This is a genomic window from Peptacetobacter sp. AB800, from assembly GCF_047807365.1.
Classification (GTDB): domain Bacteria; phylum Bacillota; class Clostridia; order Peptostreptococcales; family Peptostreptococcaceae; genus Peptacetobacter.
Map to the genome: position 1 here is coordinate 42,493 of NZ_JBLOUI010000009.1, position 16,537 is coordinate 59,029.

General features: G+C 31.4%; 17 protein-coding genes, 1 tRNA gene and 1 other annotated feature. Of the genes, 17 read left to right on the plus strand and 1 reads right to left on the minus strand.

The features are described from left to right. The 4 genes from saoB to saoL are packed head-to-tail and all read left to right on the plus strand — an operon-like array spanning position 1 to position 2,981. Complete coding sequence (saoB, locus tag ACK2WN_RS04720) at positions 1 to 789, plus strand: ABC transporter substrate-binding (seleno)protein SaoB (protein ID WP_416154956.1); 789 nt, start codon at positions 1 to 3, stop codon at positions 787 to 789. Between the two features lie 26 nt (positions 790 to 815). Further along, positions 816 to 1,562, plus strand: coding sequence for an ABC transporter permease subunit SaoP (gene saoP, locus ACK2WN_RS04725; protein ID WP_243411984.1), 747 nt, complete (start codon positions 816 to 818; stop codon positions 1,560 to 1,562). Beyond that, on the plus strand, positions 1,562 to 2,323 hold the full coding sequence (gene saoA / locus ACK2WN_RS04730; RefSeq protein WP_006440691.1) for an ABC transporter ATP-binding protein SaoA: 762 nt from the start codon (positions 1,562 to 1,564) through the stop codon (positions 2,321 to 2,323). The genes saoP and saoA overlap by 1 nt, the downstream gene beginning before the upstream one ends. Before the next feature lie 34 nt (positions 2,324 to 2,357). After that, entirely contained in the window at positions 2,358 to 2,981 is a 624-nt protein-coding gene (saoL, locus tag ACK2WN_RS04735; RefSeq protein ID WP_416154957.1) for a MerB-like organometallic lyase SaoL, read from the plus strand. Positions 2,982 to 3,055: 74 nt separating this feature from the next. Here the strand turns inward: saoL and saoD are convergent, their stop codons facing one another. Next, complete coding sequence (gene saoD, locus ACK2WN_RS04740; protein ID WP_300528242.1) at positions 3,056 to 3,388, minus strand: DsrE-related protein SaoD; 333 nt, start codon at positions 3,386 to 3,388, stop codon at positions 3,056 to 3,058. A 263-nt stretch (positions 3,389 to 3,651) separates the two neighbouring features. Here saoD and ACK2WN_RS04745 point away from each other — a divergent pair, with 263 nt between their 5' ends. From ACK2WN_RS04745 to ACK2WN_RS04805, 13 genes are all read left to right on the plus strand, one after another. After that, entirely contained in the window at positions 3,652 to 4,350 is a 699-nt protein-coding gene (locus tag ACK2WN_RS04745; protein WP_201416752.1) for a TVP38/TMEM64 family protein, read from the plus strand. Between the two features lie 194 nt (positions 4,351 to 4,544). Continuing rightward, complete coding sequence (locus ACK2WN_RS04750; RefSeq protein WP_300528236.1) at positions 4,545 to 5,177, plus strand: cyclodeaminase/cyclohydrolase family protein; 633 nt, start codon at positions 4,545 to 4,547, stop codon at positions 5,175 to 5,177. A gap of 1 nt (position 5,178) precedes the next feature. Further along, positions 5,179 to 6,036: a bifunctional 5,10-methylenetetrahydrofolate dehydrogenase/5,10-methenyltetrahydrofolate cyclohydrolase gene (locus ACK2WN_RS04755; protein WP_416154958.1), complete on the plus strand. Its 858-nt coding sequence runs from the start codon at positions 5,179 to 5,181 to the stop codon at positions 6,034 to 6,036. A 172-nt stretch (positions 6,037 to 6,208) separates the two neighbouring features. After that, entirely contained in the window at positions 6,209 to 6,883 is a 675-nt protein-coding gene (locus ACK2WN_RS04760) for a methylenetetrahydrofolate reductase C-terminal domain-containing protein (protein ID WP_300528231.1), read from the plus strand. Next, a complete protein-coding gene (locus ACK2WN_RS04765; RefSeq protein ID WP_416154959.1) occupies positions 6,883 to 7,770 on the plus strand; it encodes a methylenetetrahydrofolate reductase in 888 nt (295 codons plus the stop codon). The genes ACK2WN_RS04760 and ACK2WN_RS04765 overlap by 1 nt, the downstream gene beginning before the upstream one ends. Before the next feature lie 26 nt (positions 7,771 to 7,796). Then, positions 7,797 to 8,591: a histidinol-phosphatase HisJ gene (hisJ, locus tag ACK2WN_RS04770; protein WP_416154960.1), complete on the plus strand. Its 795-nt coding sequence runs from the start codon at positions 7,797 to 7,799 to the stop codon at positions 8,589 to 8,591. Positions 8,592 to 8,687: 96 nt separating this feature from the next. Continuing rightward, positions 8,688 to 8,781 (plus strand) — tRNA-Ser (locus ACK2WN_RS04775). Positions 8,782 to 9,026: 245 nt separating this feature from the next. Further along, complete coding sequence (locus tag ACK2WN_RS04780) at positions 9,027 to 10,610, plus strand: ClC family H(+)/Cl(-) exchange transporter (protein ID WP_416154961.1); 1,584 nt, start codon at positions 9,027 to 9,029, stop codon at positions 10,608 to 10,610. A 67-nt stretch (positions 10,611 to 10,677) separates the two neighbouring features. Beyond that, positions 10,678 to 12,570, plus strand: coding sequence for an ATP-dependent helicase (locus ACK2WN_RS04785; RefSeq protein ID WP_416154962.1), 1,893 nt, complete (start codon positions 10,678 to 10,680; stop codon positions 12,568 to 12,570). A 71-nt stretch (positions 12,571 to 12,641) separates the two neighbouring features. Then, positions 12,642 to 12,853 (plus strand) — a binding site (T-box leader). A gap of 267 nt (positions 12,854 to 13,120) precedes the next feature. Beyond that, positions 13,121 to 13,960 (plus strand): transporter substrate-binding domain-containing protein, encoded by an 840-nt coding sequence (locus ACK2WN_RS04790; protein ID WP_416154963.1) that lies wholly within the window; start codon positions 13,121 to 13,123, stop codon positions 13,958 to 13,960. Positions 13,961 to 14,042: 82 nt separating this feature from the next. Continuing rightward, on the plus strand, positions 14,043 to 14,864 hold the full coding sequence (locus ACK2WN_RS04795; RefSeq protein WP_300528216.1) for a transporter substrate-binding domain-containing protein: 822 nt from the start codon (positions 14,043 to 14,045) through the stop codon (positions 14,862 to 14,864). A 60-nt stretch (positions 14,865 to 14,924) separates the two neighbouring features. Beyond that, entirely contained in the window at positions 14,925 to 15,596 is a 672-nt protein-coding gene (locus ACK2WN_RS04800) for an amino acid ABC transporter permease (RefSeq protein ID WP_006440706.1), read from the plus strand. Positions 15,597 to 15,621: 25 nt separating this feature from the next. After that, positions 15,622 to 16,347: an amino acid ABC transporter ATP-binding protein gene (locus ACK2WN_RS04805; protein WP_329998603.1), complete on the plus strand. Its 726-nt coding sequence runs from the start codon at positions 15,622 to 15,624 to the stop codon at positions 16,345 to 16,347. The last annotated feature ends 190 nt before the right edge of the window (positions 16,348 to 16,537 follow it).

A 16,537-nucleotide genomic window follows, 5' to 3' on the forward strand; every position in this document is an offset into this window, starting at 1 on the left:
ATGAAGATAAAAGATATTGTAAAAATACTTTCTATAATTTTTATATTTGCTTTTATCGTTTTATTTAATTTTAAAACTGAAAAAATAACAGGAAATATCAGACTTGGTGTATCGGATGATACATCAGGTCTGATATTAAATTATATGCAAGATAAAAATTATTTTGAAAATGTTGAATCTGAAAATATTATTGATTCATATTCTATAGCTGACTGCTGAACGGCTAGTATGCAGTGGGCACTGTCTTCGGATGAAATGGATATGGCTATAATATGTAAAGATGCCGCAGAAAAATATGTACAAACAGAAAAAAATTTTGAAATAGTAGGAACTGTTGTAAAAAATTCAGATGTATTTTTATTAAGTGATGAGAATCCAAATGTAATGGGTACTGTTCAAAATAGAAAATATCAAGATGAGTTAGTTAAGGAATATTATCCAAATGCTAAGGTAAAACATTTATTAGCAAATGCACTGCCATATAGTATAGAGAGTAATAAAGTAGATGGTGGGGTAATGGATGTTATCAAATCTTTATCTATTGAAGGGAATAAAAAGTCTTGTGCTACTAATAAGGATTTTGATACGTATGTATTAGTGGTGAATAAAGAATTTAAAAAAACAGATAACTATGAAATATTTAAAAAACTGTACAATAAAAGTGTAGATGATATAAGCGATAAAAATAAATTAAAAAAAGCTATAGAAAATTATAAAAATATAAAACTAGAAAAAAAAGACATGGGGGTAATAGAAAATTGCAAACTGGAGTTTCTAAAAATAAACTAAAAAAGACGTTTGTTTCCAAGAAATCTATGCTAGAAATTTTTTATAGAATAGCTCTTTTAGTTGGAATATACCTTTTATGGCATTTTACAGCTAAAGACCTTGGAAGTGACCTTCTTTTACCAATGCCTTCAAAAGTTATTGAAGGATTTTTATATTGTCTTACTGATCCAGAGACAATAAAAAATGTATTTATAACTATGCAAAGAGTTATGAAAGGTTTTGGATATGCCTTAGTAATAGGATTACCAATAGGATTTATTATGGGGTTCTCAAGTACTTGTGAAAAAGTTCTTTCACCAGTTATAGACTCAGTTAGACAGGTTCCAATAATGTCTTGGGTACCACTAACAATAGTATGGTTTGGGATAGGTGACGGACCTACTATATTCTTAATAGCATTCTCAGGTATATTCTCTATAGTATTAAATACTATTCATGGAGTTAGAACTATATCAAAGGATTACTATAATGCAGCGAAAAGTATGGGAGCATCTCCATTTATTATATTTAAGGATGTTATATTCCCAGCAGCACTTCCTGATATACTTACAGGAGCAAGACTGGCAATAAGTAATGGTTGGATGTCTGTTATCTGAGCCGAGTTCATAGCTACGAGTGCCGGGATCGGTTACTCTATGGTACAGGCTCAAACTTTAATGCAGACACACATACTAATTGGGCTTATGATATTTGCGGCTATAATAGGATTTTTAATAGACCGTGTTTTAAAATATGTAAATAAACTTCTATGTAAATGGAGGTTCGCAGAATAATGGAATTAAGAGTAGAAAATATAAATAAAACATTTATCAATGATAAAGTAGAAAATAAAGTATTAGAAAATATAAGTTTAAAAGTGAATGAAGGTGAATTTGTTTCACTATTAGGTCCATCAGGATGTGGTAAAACTACTCTATTAACTATAATAGGTGGTTTTCAGCATGCAGAATCTGGAAAGATATTTGTAGATGGAAAAGAAGTAAGTAAGCCAGGAATAGATAGAGCATTTGTATTCCAAAACTATGCTTTATTCCCTTGGAAAACAATAAAAGAAAATATAATTTTCCCTATGAAAAGACAGAAGATGCATAAAGATGAAATAGAGAAAAGACTTCAGGAGCTTTTAGAATTATCTGATTTACAGGGAAAAGAGAAAATGTATCCGCACCAGCTATCTGGAGGTATGAAGCAGAGAGTTGCTGTAATGAGGGCACTTGCTTGTAATCCAAAAGTACTTCTAATGGATGAACCTTTAGGGGCAATAGACTTTAGAATGAGACAGAATTTACAAGAAGAACTTGAAAAGATATGGATGAAAAATAAAATAACAGCTGTAATGGTAACTCATGATGTAGATGAAGCTGTATATATGAGTGATAGAGTTGTAGTTATGTCTAGAAATAAAGGTGAGATAATAAAAGATTTAAAAATAGATATGGAAAGACCTAGAGATAGAAAAGACGAAAAATATATAAACTACAAAGAAGAGCTTACAGCAATCCTTTCTGAATGTTACGGAGATAAAGAAGAATAATATTGAAAACTAAATAATAAAATGAGGTGTAAAATTGAATAAATATGAAAAATATAGATGTCTTACTGATGAACAGAAGGCAATAAGAATATCTATAATGGATTGTATAATAGATAATGGTGGTTCTGTAAATATAGAACTTGCAAAAAAATGGGTTAAAGAACATATGGAAAGTAGTGAAGAAACTATAGATGCTACTTTTAAACAGTTTATAGATACAAATGTAATGGTTGTTATAGATGATGAAATAACATTTATATTCCCAGTATCTGGAAAACCAACAAATCATAGAATAACACTTGAAGATGGAAGAAGCTTTTGTGCTATGTGTGCAATAGACTCTATAGGGACAAGTTATACATTTAAACAACCAGCAACAATAAATTCTATGTGTGTGGCAACAGGAAAAGAAATAGAATTAAAAGTTGATAATGGAAAAGTATTGTATACAAACAATCCAGGAATGTATATAATACATGTAGACCTTTTAAAGAATACTGATTGGGCAAATGCTTGTTGAAACATAATGAACTTCTTCTGGACGAAGAATGATTTAGAAGCATGGCTTAAAGCAGCGGGAAAAGAAAATGACCCAGATGTATATGCATACAATTTAGATGAGGCTATAGAAGAATCATATTATACATTTGAGGTATAATATATGTAAAAAAGACTAGTTGAATTGATAAAAATCAATAATAACTAGTCTTTTTATTTATAGTTTTAACTTTACTATAATGTTATAACTTGATCTATTCCAGCACTTCCTAAACAAGTATAAAGGTTAGGGAAACATCCAATTGTAGCACCATCTACAAGATTATCCTGTATTCCTCTTTCTATTGCACATTGATCACATGCCATAAGTATCATACCAGTTTTTTCCCGTATTTTACTTAATCTTTCTCCTATTGGGTTTCCTTTAGAAAGGAATAAAGTATTATCCATAAAGAAAAACATTCCTGCAACTTCAGCAACATGTGAATCTGTTTCAAGCTGTGGTATTATCATTTTGTCTAATATTTTGTGTGTATTTGTACTATTAAATATGTAAGCAACTTTCATATTTAAGCCTCCTCCTATATAATTATTTTAATTTCTAAAATAATTATATAGGAGAGTATATAAATTTTGAAATAGAAATTATCTATAGTATAATAGAAAAAAATATTAACTTCATATAAAATGTTATTTTAAATAAATATAGATAATATAAATAAAACTTATAATATATATAGAAAATTAATATAATATAAAATACAATTACTATAGTATTATTAAAGGTATAGAGCAAGATTAAAAAATTTATATGTAGAAGGGAATGTATAATGACTAAAGAAAATAAGAAAAAATTAATCACAAGAGTAGGTGCGGTATTATTAGTATTTGCTATCTATTTCTTTGTAACACCTGTAAAAACATTTGTAAATCAGATGGTATTTTACTTATCTAGTTTAGATTTGGAATCAATAAAACAATACATACTTTCATTTGGAATTTGGGCTCCAATAATTTCATTCTTACTTATGCTACTTCAATCAGTAGCTGCACCACTTCCAGCATTTTTAATAACATTTGCAAATGCAGCGTTATTTGGTTGGGTATGGGGAGCTATACTATCTTGGTCAAGTGCAATGGCAGGAGCAGCGCTATGCTTCTTTATAGCTAAATTCTTAGGAAGAGATGTTGTTGAAAAGCTTACTAGTAAAATGGCTATAAACAGTATAGACGAATTCTTTGATAAATATGGGAAATATACTATATTAGTTTGTAGATTACTTCCATTTATGTCATTTGACATAGTAAGTTATGCAGCAGGTCTTACTTCAATGAAATTTATGCCTTTCTTTATAGCTACTGGATTAGGTCAGTTGCCAGCGACAATAGTTTACTCTTATGTAGGTGGAATGCTTACTGGTGGAGCAAAATTATTTGTAACAGGGCTAATGATATTATTTGCTCTTACAGTTGCTATATATATGTTCAAGAAAATATATAACGATAAAAAAAATAAATCAAATGCATAATACTAAAGTAATAATACATTTAAAAGGACACCAAGTTATATTTTTTAGCTTGGTGTTTTATTTTTGAAAAATAACATTAAAATGAAAAAATTATAAATTTATATAAAAAATATTTAAGTATAGTGTCTAAATTGATATAATATAATACAAGATTAAAAAGTTAGAAAATTGAGAAAGAGAAGAGGTGCTGATTATTGAATATAGTAGATAAAAGCTGCGTAGAATTTATAGAAGTTCTTTCTTCAAGAGAGCCAGTTCCTGGTGGGGGTGGCGCTGCTGCTTTTGTCGGAGCGATAGGTGTGGCACTTGGAAATATGGTGGCAAATCTTACAATAGGTAAGAAGAAATACGCAGAATATGAAGATGAGATAAAAGAATTATTAAAAGAGGCGAAAGAGATAGAAGCAGAATTACTATCTATGGTTGATAAGGATGCAGCGTGCTTTATGCCACTTTCTCAGACTTATGGGCTACCAACATCGACAGAAGAGGAAAGAGAATTTAAAACAAAAAGAATGGAAGTAGTATTAAAACAGGCGTGCGAAATACCATATAAGGCTGCTAAAGTTTGTTTTAAAGCTATAAAAATACATGAGGATATAGTAGATAAATCATCTAAGATAGTCATAAGTGATATAGGGGTAGGAGTTCAATGTTTAAGAGCATGTCTACTTGGATCTAAATTAAATGTAAAGATTAATACAAAATCTATGAAGGATAGAGAATATGCCGACAAAATTTCTAAAGAGGTAAACGAAATAGTAGAAGAAGGAATTGCTATATGTGACCAAGTCTTTGAAAGAGTAGTAGAAATTATGGAGGAATAGTATGGAAACTAATATAATAAAAGGAAAGCCGGTTGCCGATGAGATAACCGAAAATTTAATAGAAGAAGTTAAAAATTTAAAAAATGCTGGAATAGAACCAAGTCTAGCTATAGTTAGAGTAGGAGAAAATCCAGATGATATGTCTTATGAAAGAGGAGCTATGAATAGATGTGGCAAGATAGGTATAGATGTTAAAAATATTATTCTAAAATCAGACGTATCTGAAGAGGGTTACATAAATGCTATAGAAGATTTAAATAAAGACAAATCTGTAAGTGGGATACTTTGTCTAAGACCACTTCCTAAACATGTAGATGAAAACAAAGTAAAATATGTTATAGATGCTGAAAAAGATGTGGATTGTTTCAATCCTATAAACTCAGCTAAGCTATTTGAAGGAGATAAATCTGGATATGCTCCATGTACTCCTGAGGCTGTTATGAAAATTTTAAAGTATTACGGTATAGAATTATCAGGGAAAAAAGCGGTTGTGCTTGGAAGATCGTTGATAGTAGGTAAACCAGTATCAATGATGCTTATGGGAGAAAATGCAACTGTTACAGTATGTCATTCTAAGACAGAAAATCTGGCAGATGAGGCTAAGAAAGCTGATATACTTATAGCAGCTATAGGTAGAGCAAAAATGGTGGACAACTCTTATATAAAAGAAGGAGCTACTGTGATAGATGTAGGTATAAATGTAGATGAATGTGGAAATCTATGTGGAGATGTGGATACTGAATCTGTTTTAGGTACTGCAAGTATGGTTACTCCAGTGCCAGCTGGTGTAGGATCTGTTACTACATCTGTACTAGCTGAACATGTTATAAGAGCTTGTAAAAAACAAAATAATATTTAATGTAAATTTATAAGATTAAAAACATAAATAAAATAAAAACCTGCGTGTATTTTGCGCAGGTTGATTTTTTATAAACACATATATAAAAAAATTAAATATATTATAATTATTAAATAGATAATAAATTAAAGTTAAAAAACTAAAAATATTGAGATAAAGGGGGTTGCAAAATATGATTATTTCGGGAAATAAACCATTTGATGAGATAAAAGAGTTTTTAAAAGATGATAAGACTGTATTTATAATCGGCTGTGGAAAATGTGCAACAGTTTGTAAAAGTGGTGGAGAAGAGCAGGTTCAAGCTATGAAAAAACTCCTTGAACGGGAAGGTAAAGTAATAACAGGAACCACTATATTAGACCCAGCATGTACACTTTCAAAAACTAAAAGAGATTTAGAGGAATTTATGGATATTATTCAGAACACAGACTCTATTTTATCTATGGCTTGTGGAGATGGAACGCAGACTATAGCAAAAGTTATGGAATATAAGCCAGTTTATCCAGCAAATGACACGCTGTTTATTGGTGAGGTTCAGATGTTGGGGAGATATGAGGAAGCATGTAGAGCATGTGGAGATTGTCAACTTGCTTGGACTGGAGGAATTTGCCCTGTCACATCTTGCTCAAAAGGATTATTAAATGGTGCTTGTGGTGGAGCTGACAAAGATGGAAGATGTGAGGTAAATCCAGAATATAGCTGTGCATGGGTAAAAATATATAAAAGACTAGAAAGATTAAACCAACTTGAAAATCTATTAAAAGTTAGAGATGAAAGAGATTACTCTAAACTAAATAGAAAAAGAGATATAACTATGAAGGAATTGAATGATAGGAGGAAACGCTAATGAGTAGATTACAAGAGTCACTAGAAAGTGGAAAATTTACTATAACGTGTGAAATAGCACCTCCTAAGGGAACAGATATTTCTCATGTTATGGAGTGTATAGAAGTATTAAAGGGAAAAGTAGATGCAGTTAATGTAACGGATTTTCAATCAGCTGTTGTACGCTCGACATCACTTGTAACTTGTAAGATATTAAAAGATAATGGAATAGAACCAGTTTTGCAGATGACAGGTAGAGATAGAAATAGAATTGCAATACAAGGGGAGCTTTTATCAGCAGGAATTTTTGGTATAGAAAATCTATTTGCTATAACAGGGGACCATACTAGCAAGGGAGACCATCCTCAAGCGAAAAATGTATTCGACTTGGATAGTATAAATATATTAAAAGCTGCTGAGTACATATCTATTGGAAAGGACATGAATCACAATGAATTAAAAGGACATCCAAAGTTTTATATGGGTGCTGCTGTATCTCCGGGATTTGTTCCGATTGAGATTCAAATCATAAAAATGATAAAGAAAATAGCTGCTGGAGCAAAATTTTTCCAGACACAAGCTGTTTTTGATATAGAAACAGTGAGAGAATTTAGAAGAAGAACTAAGAATTTTGAGTGTAAGGTTCTTATAGGAATTATTCCTTTAAAATCTCCTGGAATGGCTAGATTTTTAAATAAAAATATTCCAGGTGTGGATGTTCCAGAGTATATAATAGAGCGAATGGAGTCTGTTGGAAAAGAAAATTATAGGGAAGAGGGAATGAAAATCGCCGCAGAGTTTATTAAGAAACTAAAAGAAGAAAAATTATGCGATGGCGTTCATATAATGTCTGTTGGAGCAGAAAAAAATATTCCTGAAATTATAAAAATGGCTGGAATTGAAATATAAAAAATATTTTTAGAGAGGTGATTTTTGTGAAAGACGGTCATATACATTCACATTATTGTCCTCACGGGACAAATGATTCTTTTGAAATGTACATAGAAAATGCTATAAAAAACGGATACGATGAGATAAGTTTTACCGAGCATTTTCCATTACCAGATGGGTTTGTAGATCCATCTCCAGAGCAGGATAGCACACCTTCTGTTGAAGCTTTTGAACGGTATTTAGATGAGGCTGAGGAAATGAAAAAGAAATATCGGGATAAGATAAAGATAAATGTTGGTACTGAAGTAGATTATCTTGAAGGCTATGAAGAACAGATAAAAAATAATTTAGAAAAATACGGAAAGAGATTGGATGATGCTTTGCTTTCTGTACATAATATGAAGGTTTGTGGTGAATTTGTATGTATTGATTATAGCCCAGAGGAATTTAAAAGAATTTCAGATTTAGCAGGAGGAGTTGACAAGCTTTATGGTAAATACTATGAAACTGTTAAAAAAGCTATAGAAGCTAATTTAGGAGAGTATAAACCAAAGAGATTTGGTCATCTAAACCTAATAAGAAAATTCTGCAAGGTGTTTGAGTATGATTATAGTGAACAAGATATTTTAGAAGATATAATGAAAGCATTAAAAGAAAATGAATTTGAGCTTGATTTAAATGTATCTGGAATTAGAAAGCCATACTGTGGTGAGATATATGTTTCAGGATATTTAAAAGAATTAGCTGATAAATACGATATAAAAACTGTTTTAGGATCTGATTCACATACAGCTGAAACAATAGTGAGTAGAGAAGAATATGAAAAATTTACTAAGTAATTAAATAATATTAAGAAAATAAATAGATTATAGCCGTTTCTATATTAAAAGATATTGACTAAGTTAGTTTAATAATATAGAATATAAAGAGTATCTGGAGAAGTACTCAAGAGGCTATAAGAGGAGCCCCTGCTAAGGGTTTAGGCTGGGTAACACCGGTGCGAGGGTTCGAATCCCTCCTTCTCCGCCAGTGTGAAGACCTTTTTAAAAGGTCTTTTTTTATTGTAAAAATTAGTAATAATAAAAAAGTGAGTAGAATTTTGGTAATCTACTCGCTTTTTTATTATATTTATAGAGATGTTATAAATAAAAACTTTTGGAATAATGACAAAATCTTTTTTTAAGAAAATTTATGATATACTAATAGAGTGTGTAAATTCTAAGTAAAGAAAAAATTAAACATAAATTAAAAGATAATGATACGAGAGGTGACTTATGGACGGAAAAGGATTAAAGATTTCTGATATATTTCAGAGGACTAGAACTATAAAAAATAGGCTTATTTTGGATTCACTTATGGTCGGAATAATAACAGGTGTTGTTATAGTTGTTTATAGAATATTAGCGTCAAAATTAGCTGTATTTTTTAATTATATTTACGGATACGCAGATAAAAATATGTTGATGATACCAGCGGTGTTTATATTACTTGCGGCATCGGCTTTTGTAGTTGCAGAATTTGTAAAGAAAGAGCCTATGATTTCGGGAAGTGGTATACCACAGTTAGAGGGAATACTTTCAAGAAAATTAAGCATAAACCGGATGAAGGTATTATTTTATAAGTTTGTAGGGGGAGTAATCTGCTTAGGAGCAGGTCTTTCTGTAGGTAGAGAGGGTCCTTCTGTTCAGATGGGTGGATGTATAGGTGAAGAATTCTCTAAAAGAGGGAAGAAGCCAGACTATGAAGAAGTGTATCTAACTACCTGTGGTGCTAGTGCAGGTCTTTCAGCAGCATTTAATGCACCTATGTCTGGTGTTATGTTTGCGCTTGAAGAGGCACATAAAAACTTTTCTCCGATGATTTTATTATCTGCTATGATTGCATCACTTACTGCGGACTGTGTTGCAAAGCAATTCTTTGGGATAATCCCATCTTTAAAATTCAATCAGTTAAATATAATGCCTATAAAATATTATTGGGTACTTATAATATTAGGAATAGCAGTAGGAATTAGTGGTGTTATATTCAATAGTGGAATATTAAAAACTCAAAAGATGTTTAAAGAAAGTAAATTAAATAGATATGTAAAGATAATGATACCATTCTTTGTTACAGGTGTTATAGGTATGATTTCTCCAATACTTACAGGTGGGGGACATGAGCTAATAATGGAGCTTCAGAGCACAGATTTTATGCTTATGACATTAGTTGTATTTTTAGTGGTTAAATTTATTTTTACATTTGTATGTTTTGGTTCAGGAGTGCCAGGAGGGATATTCTTCCCACTTTTAGTACTTGGTGCACTTGTAGGAAATATAGTTGGACTTATATCAATAAGATATCTTGGAATTCCTACTATATATATAATGAACTTTGTTGTACTTGCAATGGCAGGACATTTCGCAGCAATAGTAAAAGCACCAATAACAGGTATAATACTAATTTCTGAAATGACGGGATCTCTTGCTCATTTACTACCACTTGCAATAGTCAGTGTAGTTGCGCAGTTGACAGCAGATGTATTAAAAGGAGAACCTATATATGAAAGCCTACTTGATAGACTTCTTGCTAGAGAACACAGTGCAAACGAATATAAAGGTGCGTCTAAACAGAAAACATTGCTTGAAGTTTCAATAGATATGGATTGTATGGCAGATGGTAAAAAGATAAAAGAGATAAAATGGCCGGAAACATCTTTAATAGTTGCTGTAAATAGAGGAGAAAAGGAAATAATTCCAAAAGGTGATTTAACGCTTATACATGGCGATTTAATAACCGTAATGACCTCACAGGATAACTCTCCATACGTACTAGAGGAATTAAAAACAATATCGACGCTTACGACTGTAAATGAATAGATATAAAAATAAGAATAGATGTAGATAATTATAATAGATAAGAATTTTAAGAAAGGAGGAGAGGTGTATGAATTTAGATAGTTTAAATGAAAATCAATTAAAGGCTGTACAACATATAGAAGGTCCATGTATGGTTCTTGCAGGTCCAGGTTCTGGAAAGACTAGAGTTATAACATATAGAATTGCAAATATGGTTATCAACAAAAATATTCCAGGAGCTAGGATATTGGCGATAAGTTTTACAAAGGCTTCATCTATGGAAATGAAAAATAGATTAATGGCAATATCTAATAATGTGAGATTAGCTAAAGTTACATGTGGTACTTTCCACTCTGTATTTTTTAGGATGTTGAGATATTTTGAAAATCTGCAGCTAAAAAGTATAGTCGATGATAAAGAGAAAAGATACGCTATAAAAAATATAATAAAAAATTTAAAAATAGAAAATACAGATGACGATGATACAATTACTCAGATAATGACAGAGATTTCATATATAAAAAATGAGCTAATGAGTCCTTCTGATTTCAATTCGGATGTACTTACAAAAGATGATTTTACAAGAGTATATTCTATGTATGAGGCATATAAAGAAAATGTGAGAAAGATAGACTTTGACGATATGCTCATTAGAACATATTATATGCTTAAAGAATATCCAAATAGATTGGAATTTGTTAGAAATGTATATAAATACATACTTATAGATGAGTTTCAGGATATAAATAGAGTACAGTTTGAGATTATAAGAATGATTGCAAATCCTTTAAATAATATATTTGCTGTGGGAGATGAGGACCAGAGTATTTATGGATTTAGAGGAGCTAGACCAGATTTCCTTTTAGAATTTGAAAGGTACTTTGAAGGGACTGAGAAAATTTTTCTTGAGGTAAATTATCGTTCTAAAAAAGAGATAATAGATATATCAAATAGCTTAATTAAAAACAACTTAAATAGATTTGAGAAGACTATAAAATGTGCGTCTGGGGAAGGGGCTTCTGTTAGATATATAGAGCCATACGATCCAGAAGAAGAAGCTACATTTATAGCTAAGGAAATTCAGAAAAAAGTACAAGAAAATGACGATGAATACAGCGAATATGCAGTCATATACAGGACAAATATACAGTCGAGAGCTCTTGTAGATGTATTTATGAATATGAGAATTCCTTTTAGTGTAAAAGATTCTGTAGTGACTATATACAGTCATTGGGCTATTTGTGACATTATATCATATTTAAAATTGGCATTAGATCCTAATAGGAATATAGATTGGGAGAGAATAATCAATAGACCTCTTAGATATATTCCAAAAGTAGCTATATCAAAGGCAAAGGCGTCTAAAAACTTTATCGGATGCCTTATGTCTGAATGTGATTTAAAAAAGATACAGATTAGGACTTTAGAAGAACTAGATATAGATATGGGATATATAAAAACTTTGCAGCCTAAGTACGCGATATCATATATAAGGTCCACTTTGGATTATGATAGATATATTCTGGATTACTGTCAAAATAGAAAAATTAAGCCAGCTGGAATTATAGAGATAATGAATGAATTTGAAAGCTCTGCTGTAAATTTCAAAACGATAAAAGAATTTTTAGAGCATATTGAAATGATAAAGAAAAAGGCAGAAGAAAACACTTTAAATTCGCAGCAAGATGGAGTAATATTTACTACAATGCACAGCGCAAAAGGGCTTGAGTTTGAAAATGTATATGTTATCGGAGCAAGTGAAGGAATTTCTCCACATGAAAAGACATATGATATTGAAGATGATGATAAAAAAGAATCTCAGATAGAGGAAGAAAGAAGACTCATGTATGTAGCGGTTACAAGAGCGAAAAATAATGTTTGTATAAGTTCTCCTAAAAATAGATACTCAAAAAAAATACAGGTATCTAGATTTGTAAAAGAGATGGAAGATACAAATAAAAGGGTAAAAATAAAGAAGTAAAAAAATTTTCAAAAAATTGTTGACAAAATAAAATAGTAAAAGTATAATAATAATCAACAACTGAAAGACATATAAATCCAGTGACAAAGAGAGTAGCCTATAATGGATTTCCAGCGAGTCGGAGTTTGGTGTGAGTCCGATAATGAAGTATAGAGTGAAGAGAACTTTTGAGGAGAATTCCAGAAATAATAGTATGGAATTAGGTCGCCCGCCTTAAGGGTTTGAGAGGGTAGGTAGAAATACTTATCAATAAGAGTGGTAACGCGGTTAATTCGTCTCTTAGTCTTCGGACTAAGAGATTTTTTTATTTCCAAATTCGAAAGACTAAAAAGAATTCACTAATTACTACATAGTATTTAAACCTATCAATAAGAGTGGTAACGCGGTTAATTCGTCTCTTAGCTAAGTAAAATTAGCTAGGGGACTTTTTTTATTACTTAAAACTGGACAGTTGTATCTGAACTACCAATTCAGATTGGCGACAAACTACCAAAATACCAAAAAACTAAAAAACAAAAAAAGGAAAAATTAAAAAAAGGAGTGGTTTCATATGAAAATGAAAAAATTAATCAGCTTAGGAATGGCAATGGTATTATCTTTAGGCTTAGTAGCTTGCAGTGGAGGAGAAGATAAAGAAGCTTCAACTTCATCGACATCAGACAAATTAGAACAGGTAAAAGAAAGTGGAAAATTAGTTGTAGGTATATATCCAGACTACCCACCATTTGAGTTCCACTCAACAGCTAATGGCTCAGATGAAATAGCAGGAGTTGATAAAGATCTAGGAGAAGCAATCGCTGAAGAATTAGGAGTAGAGGCAGAATTCAAAGAAATAACATTTGATGGACTTATAGGAGCATTAAAAGCAGATAAAATAGATATCGTACTTTCAGGAATGTCTCCAACTCCAGAAAGAGAAAAAAGCGTAGACTTCACAGATTTATACTACACTGGTAAAAACATAGTAGCAGTTAAAGAAGGAGAAGAAGATAAAATAAAATCAGTAGATGAATTAAAAAATCTTAAAATAGCAGTTCAGAAAGGTTCAATACAGGAAGCATATGTAACAAAACTTGGATGTACTTCTATAAAATCTCTTGAAGCTATACCAGATGTTATGACAGAACTTAAAAATGGAAATGTAGATGCAGTAGTAGTAAACGACACAGTTGGTATACTAAACATGCAGGAAATGGGTGGACTTGTTCAGGCTAACTTAGAACTTCCAGCAGGAGATTCTGAAGAAGGTATGGCAGCAGCTGTAAAACAGGACGACAACAACAAAGCTTTCTTAGAAGCAGTAAACAAAGCAGTAAACAACTTCAAAACTAATGAGTTTGAAAAATCATTAAAAGAAAATACAGATTTAGCAACAAAAGAAAATAAATAGTAACATATAAAAGCTGATTTTAAATAATAACTAAAATAAAAAAATAATAAAAAAATTTATAACGTGAAGGAGAGTAATTATTATGAAAATGAAAAAATTAGTAAGTTTAGGAATGGCAATGGTATTATCTTTAGGTTTAGTAGCTTGTGGTGGAGGAGAAAAAGAATCTTCTGAAGCAGCAGACAAACTAGATGCAGTAAAAGAAAGTGGTAAATTAGTAGTGGCTATGTCAGCTGACTATCCACCATTTGAATTCCATTCAACAAAAGACGGAGCAGACAAAGTTGCAGGTGTTGATGTTGACTTAGCAAATGCAGTAGCAAAAGAAATAGGTGTAGATGTAGAAGTAAAAGAAATGACATTTGATGGATTAGTAGGAGCATTAAAAGCAGACAAAGTTGATATGGTTATATCAGGAATGTCACCATCTCCAGAAAGAAAAGAAAATGTTGACTTCTCAGATGTATACTACACTGGTAAAAACGTACTTATAGTAAGAGAAGGTGAAGAAGATAAAATAACTTCTGAAGATCAGGTTAAATCAATGAAAGTTGCAGCTCAGAAAGGTTCAATACAGGAAACATACGCTAAAAAAATAGGATGTACTGGATTAAAATCTCTTGAATCAGTGCCAGATTTAATGATGGAACTTAAAAATGGAAATGTAGATGCAGTAATAGTTAATGATACAGTTGGTTTAATAAACGTAAATCAGATAGATGGTATAGCATTATCTAGCTTCAACTTACCAGAAGGTGACGCAGAAGAAAGTATGGCTATAGCAGTTAAAAAAGGAAACAACACAGCATACTTAGAAGCAATAAACAAAGCAGTAAAAGATTTCGTAGCTAACGATCTTCAGAAATCATTAGAAGATAACTCAGCTTTAGCTGCTCAGGAATAATAAGAAATAAATACGATAAAGAATAAGAATTCTTTTGTAAGGGGATAGGAGAGATATAACATGAGTTTTGATTTTGTAGGACCATATTTACCAACCTTTATGAAATCGACACTAACAACTATAGAAATATCATTTATAGCATTATTCTTCGGTTTTATAATAGGGCTTATACTTTGCTTAGCTAAAATGTCAAAAAATGGCATATTTAAAGCATTATCAACAATATATATAGAAGTAATTCGTGATACACCACTTTTAGTACAGTTATCAATCATATATTACGGACTTCCACAGATAGGAATTAATTTCCCAAGTTTATTTGGAATACCAAGTGACTTTATAGCAGGTGCTTTTGCATTATCTATAAACTCTGGTGCATACGTAGCAGAGATAATGAGATCTGGAATACAGTCAGTAGATAAAGGTCAGATGGAAGCAAGTAGATCTTTAGGACTTAGCTACTGGGCAACTATGAGACATGTAATAGTTCCTCAGGCAGTTAAAAACATACTTCCATCATTAGCGAATGAATTTGTTTCATTAGTAAAAGAATCAGCAATACTATCATTCATAGGAGTAATCGACATAATGTTTACTGCTAATACAGTTAAAAATGCTACATACGATAGTTTTGGCCCATATCTATTCGCAGCGGCAATCTACTTCGTATTAACATTTACTCTATCAAAACTAGTTGGCCTTCTTGAAAAGAAGATGGCAGCATCAAATTAATTATAGATAAAGGAAAGTGAGAATTATGATTACGATAAAAGATTTACATAAATCTTTTGGTGACCACGAGGTACTAAAAGGTATAGATTTAGAAATTGAAAAAGGTGAAATACTAGTTATAATAGGTCCATCAGGATCTGGTAAAAGTACAATATTAAGATGTATGAACCTTTTAGAAACTCCTACATCAGGGGATATAATATTTGAAGGAAAAAACTTAGTAGATAAAAATACAAATATAGATGAAGTAAGACAGAACATAGGAATGGTGTTCCAGCACTTCAATCTTTTCCCACACAAAACAATATTAGAAAATGTAACTTTAGCTCCTATAACTCTTAAAAAGATGAGTAAAGAAGAGGCTGAAAAGAAAGCTGAAACTCTTTTAAAAAGAGTTGGACTTTACGACAAAAAAGATACTTATCCAGCACAGTTATCAGGTGGTCAGAAACAGAGAATTGCTATAGCAAGAGCACTTGCTATGGAACCAGATATGATGTTATTTGACGAACCTACATCAGCACTTGACCCAGAAATGGTTAAAGAAGTTCTTGAAGTTATAAAAGAACTAGCACAGGATGGTATGACAATGGCAATAGTAACTCACGAAATGGGATTTGCTAAAGAAGTAGCGGATAGAGTTATATTTGTAGATGAAGGAAAAATAATAGAAGATAATACTCCAGAAGAGGTATTTAACAACCCAACACATGAAAGAACAAAAGAGTTCTTTGCAAAAGTATTATCTTAATGATTAGTTAATTACTCTCTTGAGTTAATTATATAAAATCAGCTAGGAGGACAGTATCAAAGATACTGTCCTCCTTTTTGGTATGACGGGCATGCTATTAATCTGTGGTGAAAGTCCATAAAAGGCGTAGCTACCAATGAACTTGATAGTGACTTGCAAGGTTTATGCTGCGAAGCATAGGCGAGAAGAA

What these genes read in the sequence shown, in the direction of transcription:
- saoA (WP_006440691.1), top strand. Translation starts at nt 1,562, where the DNA reads ATGGAATTAAGAGTAGAAAATATAAATAAAACATTTATCAATGATAAA.
- saoD (WP_300528242.1), bottom strand. Translation starts at nt 3,388, where the DNA reads ATGAAAGTTGCTTACATATTTAATAGTACAAATACACACAAAATATTA.
- ACK2WN_RS04745 (WP_201416752.1), top strand. Translation starts at nt 3,652, where the DNA reads ATGACTAAAGAAAATAAGAAAAAATTAATCACAAGAGTAGGTGCGGTA.
- ACK2WN_RS04755 (WP_416154958.1), top strand. Translation starts at nt 5,179, where the DNA reads ATGGAAACTAATATAATAAAAGGAAAGCCGGTTGCCGATGAGATAACC.
- ACK2WN_RS04760 (WP_300528231.1), top strand. Translation starts at nt 6,209, where the DNA reads ATGATTATTTCGGGAAATAAACCATTTGATGAGATAAAAGAGTTTTTA.
- ACK2WN_RS04765 (WP_416154959.1), top strand. Translation starts at nt 6,883, where the DNA reads ATGAGTAGATTACAAGAGTCACTAGAAAGTGGAAAATTTACTATAACG.
- ACK2WN_RS04780 (WP_416154961.1), top strand. Translation starts at nt 9,027, where the DNA reads ATGGACGGAAAAGGATTAAAGATTTCTGATATATTTCAGAGGACTAGA.
- ACK2WN_RS04785 (WP_416154962.1), top strand. Translation starts at nt 10,678, where the DNA reads ATGAATTTAGATAGTTTAAATGAAAATCAATTAAAGGCTGTACAACAT.
- ACK2WN_RS04790 (WP_416154963.1), top strand. Translation starts at nt 13,121, where the DNA reads ATGAAAATGAAAAAATTAATCAGCTTAGGAATGGCAATGGTATTATCT.
- ACK2WN_RS04795 (WP_300528216.1), top strand. Translation starts at nt 14,043, where the DNA reads ATGAAAATGAAAAAATTAGTAAGTTTAGGAATGGCAATGGTATTATCT.
- ACK2WN_RS04800 (WP_006440706.1), top strand. Translation starts at nt 14,925, where the DNA reads ATGAGTTTTGATTTTGTAGGACCATATTTACCAACCTTTATGAAATCG.
- ACK2WN_RS04805 (WP_329998603.1), top strand. Translation starts at nt 15,622, where the DNA reads ATGATTACGATAAAAGATTTACATAAATCTTTTGGTGACCACGAGGTA.